Source organism: Borrelia hispanica CRI, assembly GCF_000500065.1.
Lineage (GTDB): Bacteria > Spirochaetota > Spirochaetia > Borreliales > Borreliaceae > Borrelia > Borrelia hispanica.
The window spans coordinates 1-1,868 of record NZ_AYOU01000013.1 but is presented as its reverse complement, the minus strand read 5'-3'; the positions used below and the strand labels follow the sequence as shown (position 1 = coordinate 1,868).

Annotated in this window: 1 protein-coding gene and 1 pseudogene; both read right to left on the bottom strand. The window is 24.3% G+C overall.

Annotated elements, in window-relative coordinates; all coding sequences use genetic code 11:
- Positions 1–424: 424 nt before the first annotated feature.
- Positions 425–837, bottom strand: a pseudogene (locus U880_RS09640) (Mlp family lipoprotein).
- A 166-nt stretch (positions 838–1,003) separates the two neighbouring features.
- Positions 1,004–1,705 (bottom strand): hypothetical protein, encoded by a 702-nt coding sequence (locus U880_RS0100330; protein ID WP_024654321.1) that lies wholly within the window; start codon positions 1,703–1,705, stop codon positions 1,004–1,006.
- Between the last annotated feature and the right edge of the window lie 163 nt (positions 1,706–1,868).

Below are 1,868 nucleotides of genomic sequence, written 5' to 3'. Positions count from 1 at the left end.
GTTAACTAAATGCTATAAAAATAAGTAAAATTATGTATAAATATGTTAGCAAATACTCTTAATTTATGTCAAATTATATGTCTTTCCATTGTATGCAAAATTTAATGTTTAAAGTATGTGTTTTAATCAGAAGAGCTGATATTTAAGGGTGCAGCACAAAATATCTAGTAAACTTTGTGGTAGCTTTAACAAATACTTAAAAATTTGCTGTCTATTCTTTCTAGATTTCATTTTAACAATCCATCTGTTTGCAATGAGAGATATTTCTTTCCTTTTTTTAAATCCCACTTCTGTGTTAACTTTAAGTTAACATTTTGTTTACTTATACCTTTTTTAAATCTTTTTATTTATACTTTTACTTTTATGAAAATATCTTGGTACTTTCTTTCTTAAATCTTGTTTTTAAATTCTGTTGATGGTCTGATTAATTATTTCCACAAGTGCTATTTGATTGTCCTTTCAAATTATCTAAGCCCTCTTTCAAAGCACCCTTTACTACTTCTTTAAATGTGTTTTTTTACCAGCTGCGTCATCTCCTGTGCACTTTGCAAGTTCTGATTGAATGTGATCAAGAGCATCTTTTATTTTAGATTCGTCTTCATTTAAAAATTTATTAAATTCAGAGTCGCTACTTAAAGCTTCTTTTAAAAAATCTAGACCTTTGATTTGACTTTCACTTAATTTTTCTCTCAAGTTTTCTTCAGGTGTTTTTTGTGCTTCTACTTGTTGTTCTAAGTCTCTTTTATTTCTGCTCTTAATTCCTTTATTTGTGTTATTATCTTGTTTACAACTGCTCATTAGTAGTAATAAAATCAAGGTGAAATTGGTTATTTCCATATAAAATCTCCTCATTTTAATAGATATTTGTGATTTTAAAATATATAGCGATTATTGTTATGTGGTATGAATTACTTTGATTATTATATAATTAGCAACTACGAAATCGTAGTTGCTAAATGTTTACTTATTTTAAATTAACAATTTATTTTATTATTAATTTTTATTATGACAACATGTTTAATGTATTTGCATAGATTTTACTATTTTTATCTTCAAGTTCGTTTTTTATTGCTTGAAATATTTCTTTATTATTGTCGTATTTTTTAATTATTGTATGTATAAAATGCTCAAAAAATAAGCTTACATAGTTATTAGGGAAACCTGAGTTTGTATTCCCATACAGCTTTCCGTCATAGTGATGATTGTCTTTATATTTATCATGTAAATAATAGTAAAATGCTCCTTCGATGTATTGCATAGTAGTCTGATCATTGTCAAATCTTTTTAGTTTATTATATAATATATGATTATATGCGTAATTAAATGCCTTACTTAATTCTTTTTGTTCTTGTATATGTTTATCATCTAAGATCCAAGAACGAAATTTCTCGTATTTGTTGAATAAATTTTGCAATTCTTGATTTTTATTTTTATCTTGTTTAAGTCTCTTGTAAAATGCTGATCTATCTTTTTTAGATATATTAAGAGCATATATGAATATTTCAAATTTCATTTTTTCTTCAGTAGTTAAAGTTATATGAGCATGTTTTTGGAATTTGCTTTCTAGATCTTGAGGTTTTAATAAGTTATCTTGAGATTTAGTAGTTTGTACAGAGTCAGGCATTCTTTGACATGGGGTTTTATTTGCATTACAATTATATAATAATATAATGCAAAGTATTAATATACTTTTATTTTTATTCATATAATATTCTCCTTATTTATGAATTATAAATGATATTTTTCTTTGGATATATATTTATAAGCTTTTTTGATTGATTTTGTAAAATTATTATTTTGTTATAAAGTTTATGTTAAGCTAAATTAATTTTTGTTAATTTAGAAGGTTGAAGAGATATGAATAAAGT